Genomic DNA, 8,712 nt, shown 5'->3' on the forward strand with positions numbered 1-8,712 from the left:
GTCGTCGACGCCCGCCGTCGTCGACGTCCGACCGGAGCCCCGGCGGAGCCCCGGCTGCCGCCGCCGGAGCCGCTACCCTGCAGCGGCCTACCGCTCCTTGGCGAGCAGGCGCTCAACCCGGGGCTTGACCTCGGTCGCCAGCAGGTTGATGGATTCCAGGAAGTGCTCGTGCGGGGTACCGCCGAGATCCATCTGGAGGAAATGGCGCATGTGCCCCATGTAGCCGTGCAGGTGCACGATGCGCTCGGCTACCTCGTCCGGGTCGCCGATGTAGTACGCGCCCGGGGCATCGGCCTGCGCCAGGTAGTCCCGCTTGTCCGGGGCCGGCCAGCCACGGAGCCGACCCATTTCCACGTTGAGGTTGTGCCAGCCGGGGTAGAACCGGTCCAGGGCTTCCTTTTTGGTCGGCGCAACCAGCCCCATGGCGGCAACGGAGACCTTGATGTTGTCACCGGTGTGCCCGGCCTGGGCCGCGGTCTGGCGGTACAGCTGGGCCAGCGGCGCGAAGCGGTGTGGGGCTCCGCCGATGATCCCGTAGGAGATGGGCAGTCCCATCCGTCCGGCCCGGGCCGACGACGGCGCGCTGCCACCGGTGGCGAGCCAGATGGGCAGCTGTCCGTTGACCGGCCGGGGCACTACGGCGAGGTCGGCCAGTGCAGGCCGGACGGAGCCGGTCCAGGTGACGTGTTCGGTGTTGCTGTTATTCAGGGTCAGCAGCAGATCCAGTTTCTGGCCGAACAACTCGTCGTATTGGGTCAGGTCATAGCCGAACAGCGGAAAGGTCTCGACGGAGGAACCGCGGCCGGCGGTGATCTCGATCCGGCCGCCGCCGGAGATGGCATCGGCGGTGGCGAACTGCTGGAACACGCGGACCGGATCGTCCGTGCCGATGATGCTGGCGGCACTGCCGAGGGTGATCCGGCGGGTTGCGGCCGCGGCGGCGGCAATCAGCGCTCCGGGCGAGGAGGCTGGCATGCTCACCGTGTGGTGTTCGCCGACGCCGAAGTAGTCCAGGCCTGCCTCGTCGGCCAGCACGATGGCGTCGAAAAGGTTGCGGACCGCTTCACCCGTGGGACGTGGGGAGCCGTCCGGGTTCAGCTGGGTGTCGCCGAAGCTGTAGGCGCCGATTTCCATGGTGTTCTCCTCTTAGGCCGTGCTGGTGTTGATGCTGGTGTGCGTGCTTAGGCGGCCGGTGCAGCCGTCACGGCCTCGGCCAGCAGCGCCCGGATGGCGGCGGCGGTGTGGGGGCCGTTGAAGATGGGCGTTCCGGGATGGAACACTCGGCCTGCCGCCAGCGGGCCGGCGTCGACGGTGTCGTATCCGAGGCTGTCGATAAAGGCTGCGACGCGCTCCTTGGCCTCCGCGTCGTCGCCGGCGACGGCCAGGGCGCGCCGTCCGACTGTGCCGGGCTCGGTGCCGTGCGCCTCAAGGTCGTGGTAGCCGATATGGTTCAGCGTCTTCACGACCCGGGAGGCAGCGAGGAAGTCTTGGACTACTTCACTGCTGCCGCGCAGCTCGTCCTCAAAATCATCAATCGTGCCGTCGACCGGTGCCCAGTAGTTCATGGCATCGATGACGATCTTCCCGGCCAGGTCCGCCGGAGACAGGGTGCGGTAGCGGTGCAGCGGAACCGCCACGACCACGAGGTCCGCTTGTACGGCTTCGGACACGTCCACCGCGGCGGCGCCCGGGGTGATGATCTCCACCAGCAGGGCATTCTCCGCCGCGGGTTTGGAAGTCGCGATCTTCACCTCGTAGCCGGCTTTCAGGGCCTGGCGTGCGACGGCGGTCCCTACCCGGCCCGCGCCGAGTATGCCGATGGTCCGCGTCTGGACCGGCTGGGTCGGCTCTGGCTGTATCTGACCGTTCCGGTCCTGGCTCATTGTGCTCCTCCCGGATAGCTGCCGCGGTGGCCTGCGCCGTGCATCCTGCACGTGCGCAGATCACCGCAAAATCCTTAGAACAGCTTAGGGAGGAGCCAAGGTTTATGCAAATGCATCTACTTTTGGCCGGTTAACGACCAACGACGGCGGCATCTGATGTGCCGCCGTCGTCGGGCGTTTAGCTGGCGCTGCCCCTAATCAGGCTGCGGAGTTCAGGGATTAGGCCTGCGTTTGGCGGGCCGGCAGCAGCGGGGCGAAGAATTCGCCAAGCTCCGCCGTCGCCGTCAGCGGCAGCACGTTGGCCACATACTGGTCCGGGCGGACCACCACTACGACGCCGCCGCGGTCCAGTCCGCGCTGCTCAAAGATATCCGCCTCCGGGTTGGCGCCGAAGACCTTACCCAGGTCAGTGAGCTGGAACGGTCCAACCTCCGGCTTGAAGACCGCCGGCACGGCATTGATGTCAATCCCGTGGTTGTCCTGCTGATAAATGACCTTGACGTCGAACCAGGCGTCGCGGTCCGCGCCGGCCGGGGTGGCGGCCAGCGGCGAGTCGGGAGCGTTCTGAAGCCAGTCGGCCAGGGCAGCAACCGGCGACGCGGTGCCGGCCTGCGCGGCGTCGGCGAAAACGTAGATCCGCCAGCGCCCGTCGGCCTTCGCCAGATGGCCCAGCTGCACGGGATTGGTGTCGCTGACCCGCATCACCGGAGCGGACTTGAAGCGCTTGCCGATCGGGAAACCGGAGGCCAGGTCCTGATGCTTCGGTTCGCCGATGAGCATGGACGGGGTGTACTCGGTCATAAAGCCTGCCGGGAACTCGGCGGTGCTCACGTAGAAGTCCTCGAGGTCCGAGGGATTCTCGAACTCCTCCGGCTTCTTGGCCATGAGGGTGGACCATTCCTTGTCGAAGTCGATGAGGTTCTTCGCGACAACCTGGCGCTCGGCGGAGTAGGTGGAGAGCAGGCTCTCCGGGCTGCGGCCGTCCAGGACGTGGCCAAGCTTCCAGCCGATGTTGAAGCCGTCCTGCATCGACACGTTCATGCCCTGCCCGGCCTTGGCGCTGTGGGTGTGGCAGGCATCGCCGGTGATGAAAACGCGCGGCGTGCGCCTGCCCAGGTCCTCGGGGAGCACGTCGTCGAACCGGTCGGTGAGCCGGTGGCCCACCTCGTAGACGCTGTGCCAGGCGACGTTGCGCACATCGAGGGTGTAGGGGTGCAGGATGGCGTTGGCCTTCGCAATGATCTCGTCGATGCTGGTCTTGCGGACCGCACCGTTATCATCCTCGGAGACCACGCCCAGGTCCACGTACATCCGGAACAGGTGGCCGCCTTCGCGGGGAATGTGCAGGATGCTGCCGCCGTTGGAGGACTGGATGGCGCACTTGGTGCGGATGTCCGGGAAATCGGTGCTGGCCAGGACGTCCATCACGCCCCAGGCGTGGTTGGCCTGGTCGCCGGCGAGGACGGAGCCGATGGAGTCGCGGACCTTGCTGCGGGCGCCGTCGCAGCCCACCACGTATTTGGCCTTGACCGTTCGCTGGGAGCCTTCGTTCGGCCCGGCGGTGTGCAGGAGGGTGGCGGTGACCGGGTACTCGGCGTCGTCGTCGACCTCCAGGCCAACAAACTCGTAGCCGTAGTCGGGCTTCATGCGGGCGGGCGAGTTCGCCATGAACCGGGCGAAGTAGTCCAGGACCCGGGCCTGGTTCACGATCAGGTGCGGGAATTCGCTGATGCCGGACGGGTCATCCAGCGCACGGCCCGAGCGGACGATGTTCTCCGGGTTTGCGGGGTCCGGGCGCCAGAACGCCATCTCGGTGATCCGGTAGGCCTCGGCAATGATTTCCTCCGCGAACCCGAAGGCCTGGAAGGTTTCCACACTGCGGGCCTGGATGCCGTCGGCCTGGCCGATGACCAGCCGGCTGTCCCGGCGCTCCACGATCCGGGTGGTGATGTTCGGGAACTGGGATAGCTGCGCGGCGGCCAGCATACCGGCCGGGCCGGAGCCAACGATCAGCACGTCGACCTCATTGGGAAGGTCTTCCGGGCGGTCAAGGCCGACGCCGGCCGCCGGTTCGACGCGCGGGTCTCCGGATACGTAGCCGTGGTGGTGGAACTGCACGGGGGTCCTCACTTCGTTGTGCCTGATGATTCGACAGTTGGGCTTTTCGGGCCGTTGTTCGATAGTTGAACAACCGATTCAATAGTCGAATTCTGATCGATGTAGTCACTGTAATGGTGACATGACGCAGGTCACAAGCTGGGTGCTGTATGTGACTTCCCGCCCGCCGGGCATCCCTACTGGGTCTGCCAGCTGGACTCGCTGGGCCCGTTAAAGGCCAGTGTCTCTTCCACCAGCACCCGCTCACCCGGAACGGCCTCCGGCGGCACGTCCATGCAGACCTGGAACTGGGCCTGCCCGCCGTTCTCCAGGGTCGGAACCGTCGTACCGGGGAGCTCGGGGATCGCACGGCAGGACGATTCGTCGTACTGGCGGTTGTCCGATCCGACAAAGTTGGTGGTCAGGTCCAGCCAGGGGTCGCCCTCGTCCGCGCCGTTGTATACGACGTCGAGGGTGATCAGGACATACTGTCCGGCAGGAGCCTCATTGAACTGGTTGAGGTTCACGATGTCATTGGTGGCATCGCGCTGGACATTGGAGACCGTGACGGAATAGTCCCCAATGTCCGCCGCGGTACCCAGCGGCAGGAGGTCTGCGCCCGGAGCCACCGTTGCCGACCCGGAGGAGCCCGACGTCGTCCCGGCACTCGTTGACGGGCTGGCGCTGGTTGACGGGCCCACACCGTAGGGGGACCCGTTGTTCACCGAATCGTTCACCGTGTTGAAGAAGACTGCAATCATCACGCTGGCCAGGATGGAGCCAATAACCGCCACGCCGGAGACGATAATCCCGGCAATGGAGAGGCCCTTGGCCGAGGTGTGCCGGCGTATGGCGATCACCAGCGCCGCAATCGAAAGGCCCAGCCCAACCACGGCCACGATGAGGGCCCCGATGTTGATCAGCGGTACCCAGAACAGCACCAGTCCCACGATGCCGAGAATCAGGCCGGTGAGCGCCATCCCCCGGCCCTGCGTGGACTGTGGACCCGGCGGCCGGTAGCCCTGGCTGTAGTTGTACATCGGATCGTTTGGTTGACTGCCCATGATCGCCTCGCCAGTTCCGGACGCCGCAGGAGAAAGGGCCCCACGTTTTGGGCCGCCCCGGCTGCGGGGTCGATTTTTCGCGGTTCTTCCACGGTAGGAGCGGCCCCGGGGCGCGGCAAGGAGTTCCGGAGATCGGGCCGGGCCTGGTTTGTGCCCGGGACTGGGGCGGCGGCTACGGGCCGGAAGCCGGGCCGGTTTGTGCCGGGCGCCTACTCCGGACGGGATGCCTGGCCGGCGGCTACGGGCCGGAAGCCGGGCCGGATGCAGCACTGGATGCCGCTCCGGACGACGACGGCCGCACCGTCGCCTCCGTCGGCAGCGGCGCCAGCAGCTCGTTCGCTTGCTCAAGAATGCGCGCCTGCAAGGCGGACGGCGGGGAAACCGACGGTGCGGAAACCTGCGGTGCCGCTTCCCGTGCATGCGGTTCCCGGAGCGTCGGGCGTCTGCTCTCTCCCCGCACCTTTTCCTGGGCCTCTCCCCGGTCCTCTTCCTGAGCCGTTTCCCGCATCTCTCCCCGCACCTCTCCCCCAAGAATTTCTTCCTGGACAGTCAGCCCAATCAGGCGGAACAATTCCCGGTCTTCCCGGGTGGCGAGGGAACTGGTCCGCAGATCGTTCAGCACGGCAAGTCCCGCCAGCGAGCGGCGGGGATTGGCGCTCAGCGAGGCTTCCAGCGCCCACTGGGCGCGGACCCACCACTGAGCGCGGCGGTCTGCTTCGAGTTTCTGCCGGTACGCAAAGTACGCAACCACCGCCGTCGTGAGGATTCCCAGCGGCCCGAGCACGGGAATCCACGTAATCGCCCACTGTGCTGCCTGTTCCCAGAAATCTCCCCAGTCCATGCCGGGAGCCTACAGTGAGCGTTCATCCCGCCGGCACAAACCCCAACCGTTTGTCCACCATGTTCGCCAGCGGTCGGCCGTCTATGTACGCGCTCAGGTTCTGCTCGAACTGGGCGGCGAGTGCGGGCAGATGGGTTTGGGAGTCGCCGGAAAGGTGCGGAGTGATCAGCACATTCTCCAGGTCCCAGAGCGGGTCCGACGCCGGCAGCGGTTCCGGATCGGTCACATCCAGCACCGCGCCGGCGATGCCGTTGGCCGTCAGTGCCGCCACCAAAGCGTCCTGCGCCACCAGCTCGCCGCGTCCCATGTTCACGAGCACCGCCGTCGGGCGCATCGCGGACAATACGTCCTGGTTCAGCATCTGCCGGGTGGCCGGTGTGAGCGGGGCGGCGAGGACGACGTAGTCGTAGTTTCCCGCCACGGCCGCGAAGTCGGTGCTGGCGTGGATGGCGCCGAAATCGGCGTCGCCGTCGCCGTCGCGGGCGGTGCGTCCCAGCCCGTCCGTCTCGATGCCGACGGCGCGCAGCAGCCGGGCGGTGGCCCGTCCGATGCTTCCCGTACCGGCGATCAGCGCCCGGGTACCGGCCAGGTTGGAGGTAGGAAAGTACTGCCAGCGGTAGTCCCGCTGGTTTGCCCCAGCCTGTGGGAAGTTCTTGGCGAAGTGCAGGATTCCCGCGAGTGCGTATTCGGCCATCGCCGCATCGAAGACGCCGCGGGCGTTGGTGACGGCGACCTCCGAGTCCGCCAGCTCAGCGAAGAGCAGCTTGTCCACGCCGGCTGCTGGAACGTGGACCCATTTCAGGGCATCCGCCCTCCCCCAGGACTGCCGCAGACCGTCGGCAAAGTAGTCCCAAAGGTAGAGGATCTCTGTCCCGGGCAGGGCAGCGGCGAGCTCTTCGGAGTTACGGGCGAGCCGGACCTCGGCGAGCGCTTCCAGCTTCTCGAGGCCGGTGACCGGGCGGGACCCGGCGAGGATGGTGAGGACAGGTTTGGGCATGGAATCAGGCTAAGCCAGGCGCCGGCGGTGCCCACATTCTGAGCGCGGGACCAGGCGTGGGTGGAAGCCAGCCTTTCGAAAGCGGACGTCGTCAACCAGAGTTGATTAGGACGGCTGGGCCGCGTTCTCCCTCTGCGTTCCGTGCCGCCATTTGCCTCTGCGTACATCCCGCTGTCTCGGCGGTTCATCCGCTGGCGGGCCGTGAGCGGGGCGGACAGTGCGCGCTGGCGGACCGTGAGCGGGGTGGGCAGTGCGACGGGTGGCTCACGAGCTGAGCAGGCAAGGAGAGGACTGGTGCTGCATGCACGATGACCGCGAACTCGTGGAAGCCCGGATCAACCGCTTCCTCCGCGAACGGCTCGGCCCTGCTCTCTGGCGGGACCGGAGACCCCTGAACATCGAAATCTGGGCAGCACCCGGCGAACCGGTCCCTTTTGGCCAGGCCGTGGGCCAGGAGTTCCGGCCGTTTCACGTCGGTGAGCCGTGGGGCGCTCCCTGGGGCACGGTCTGGTTCCGGGTCTCGGGAACGGTACCGGTTGAGTGGGCAGACCGCGGCCCGGACCGGGCGGAGCTGCTGATCGATCTGGGGTACACCGGAGAGCAGCCCGGGTTCCAGGCCGAAGGGCTGGTTTACACACCGGAGGGCTCGATCGTAAAAGCACTGGAGCCGCAGAACTTCCACGTACCGCTCCGCGAGGCACCCGGTGAGCGCTTTACGTATTACGTCGAGGCGGCGTCGAATCCCAACGTCATTGCCGGGTACACCTATGAGCCCACGCCACTGGGCAGCCTCTCGACCGCCGGTGACCAGCCGATCTACGTTTTCCGGACTGCCGACGCCGCACTGCTGGACACGGCCGTGTGGGAACTTGCCCAGGACTTCTGGACCCTGAACGGCCTGATGCACGAGCTGCCCATGGATCTACCGCGCCGGCACGAGATCCTCCGGGCTCTGGAACGGGCCGTTAATGTGGCCGATCCCGCGGATATCTCCGGCACCGCCGCGGCCGCCCGCCGGGAGCTGGCCGGAGTGCTCGCCCAGCCCAGCTATGCGAGCGCGCACCGGATCCACGCCGTCGGGCACGCCCACATCGACTCTGCCTGGCTGTGGCCGGTGCGGGAAACCGTACGGAAGGTGGCGCGTACTTTCTCCAACGTGCTTGAGCTGATGGAGGTGGACCCGGACTTTGTTTTCACCGCCTCCTCCGCCCAGCAGTATGCCTGGCTCAAGGAGTACTACCCCGATCTGTTCGCGCGGGTGGCAGAGAAGGTGCGGAGCGGGCGGTTTGTGCCCACCGGCGGGATGTGGGTGGAAGCGGACACCAACCTGCCCGGCGGTGAAGCGATGGCGCGCCAGTTCGTGGCCGGTAAGCGGTTCTTCCTGGAGAACTTTGGTGTGGAACCGGAGGTGGTCTGGCTGCCGGACTCGTTCGGGTATTCGGCGGCGTTGCCGCAGATCTTCAAGGCCGCCGGGTCCCGCTGGTTCCTGACGCAGAAGATCTCCTGGAACGAAACGAACGTGCTGCCGCACCACACTTTCCGCTGGGAGGGCATCGACGGTACCCGGATCTTCACGCATTTCCCGCCGGTGGATACCTACAATTCGGATCTCTCCGGCCGCGAGCTGGCGCGTGCCCAGCGCCAGTTCGCCGAGAAGGGGTTCGCCAACACGTCGCTGGCTCCGTTTGGCTTTGGCAACGGCGGCGGTGGACCAACCCGGGAAATGCTGGCAGCTGCGCAGCGCACCGCGTCGCTGGAAGGCTCCCCCGCCGTGGAGCTGTCCAGTCCGGAACGGTTCTTCAGCACCGCGGAAGCGGAGTTCGCTAACCC

6 protein-coding genes and 1 pseudogene are annotated in these 8,712 nt (G+C 66.7%); 1 reads left to right on the forward strand and 6 read right to left on the reverse strand.

Annotation, left to right across the window (positions count from 1 at the left end; genetic code table 11):
* Nucleotides 1-87: 87 nt before the first annotated feature.
* The 6 genes from RTN46_RS15315 to RTN46_RS15340 all read right to left on the reverse strand — a co-directional run bounded on the left by RTN46_RS15315 (nt 88) and on the right by RTN46_RS15340 (nt 6,882).
* Nucleotides 88-1,134 carry an LLM class flavin-dependent oxidoreductase gene (locus RTN46_RS15315; protein WP_312182656.1) on the reverse strand — a complete coding sequence of 349 codons (1,047 nt, stop codon included), beginning with the start codon at nt 1,132-1,134 and terminating at the stop codon, nt 88-90.
* Nucleotides 1,135-1,181: 47 nt separating this feature from the next.
* Nucleotides 1,182-1,883: an NAD(P)-binding domain-containing protein gene (locus RTN46_RS15320; RefSeq protein WP_312182658.1), complete on the reverse strand. Its 702-nt coding sequence runs from the start codon at nt 1,881-1,883 to the stop codon at nt 1,182-1,184.
* A gap of 219 nt (nt 1,884-2,102) precedes the next feature.
* Entirely contained in the window at nt 2,103-4,001 is a 1,899-nt protein-coding gene (locus RTN46_RS15325; protein ID WP_312182664.1) for an FAD-binding monooxygenase, read from the reverse strand.
* Nucleotides 4,002-4,177: 176 nt separating this feature from the next.
* Complete coding sequence (locus tag RTN46_RS15330; RefSeq protein WP_312182660.1) at nt 4,178-5,044, reverse strand: DUF4190 domain-containing protein; 867 nt, start codon at nt 5,042-5,044, stop codon at nt 4,178-4,180.
* Between the two features lie 238 nt (nt 5,045-5,282).
* Nucleotides 5,283-5,885 carry a hypothetical protein gene (locus tag RTN46_RS15335; protein ID WP_312182662.1) on the reverse strand — a complete coding sequence of 201 codons (603 nt, stop codon included), beginning with the start codon at nt 5,883-5,885 and terminating at the stop codon, nt 5,283-5,285.
* A 22-nt stretch (nt 5,886-5,907) separates the two neighbouring features.
* On the reverse strand, nt 5,908-6,882 hold the full coding sequence (locus tag RTN46_RS15340) for a D-2-hydroxyacid dehydrogenase (RefSeq protein WP_312182663.1): 975 nt from the start codon (nt 6,880-6,882) through the stop codon (nt 5,908-5,910).
* A gap of 301 nt (nt 6,883-7,183) precedes the next feature.
* Between RTN46_RS15340 and RTN46_RS15345 the strand changes: the two are divergent.
* Nucleotides 7,184-8,712, forward strand: a pseudogene (locus RTN46_RS15345) (alpha-mannosidase); the annotation flags it as partial.

Origin of the sequence: Arthrobacter sp. (assembly GCF_031988865.1) — a bacterium.
Taxonomy (GTDB): Bacteria; Actinomycetota; Actinomycetes; order Actinomycetales; family Micrococcaceae; genus Arthrobacter_B.

What these genes read in the sequence shown, in the direction of transcription:
- RTN46_RS15315 (WP_312182656.1), bottom strand. Translation starts at nt 1,134, where the DNA reads ATGGAAATCGGCGCCTACAGCTTCGGCGACACCCAGCTGAACCCGGAC.
- RTN46_RS15320 (WP_312182658.1), bottom strand. Translation starts at nt 1,883, where the DNA reads ATGAGCCAGGACCGGAACGGTCAGATACAGCCAGAGCCGACCCAGCCG.
- RTN46_RS15330 (WP_312182660.1), bottom strand. Translation starts at nt 5,044, where the DNA reads ATGGGCAGTCAACCAAACGATCCGATGTACAACTACAGCCAGGGCTAC.
- RTN46_RS15335 (WP_312182662.1), bottom strand. Translation starts at nt 5,885, where the DNA reads ATGGACTGGGGAGATTTCTGGGAACAGGCAGCACAGTGGGCGATTACG.
- RTN46_RS15340 (WP_312182663.1), bottom strand. Translation starts at nt 6,882, where the DNA reads ATGCCCAAACCTGTCCTCACCATCCTCGCCGGGTCCCGCCCGGTCACC.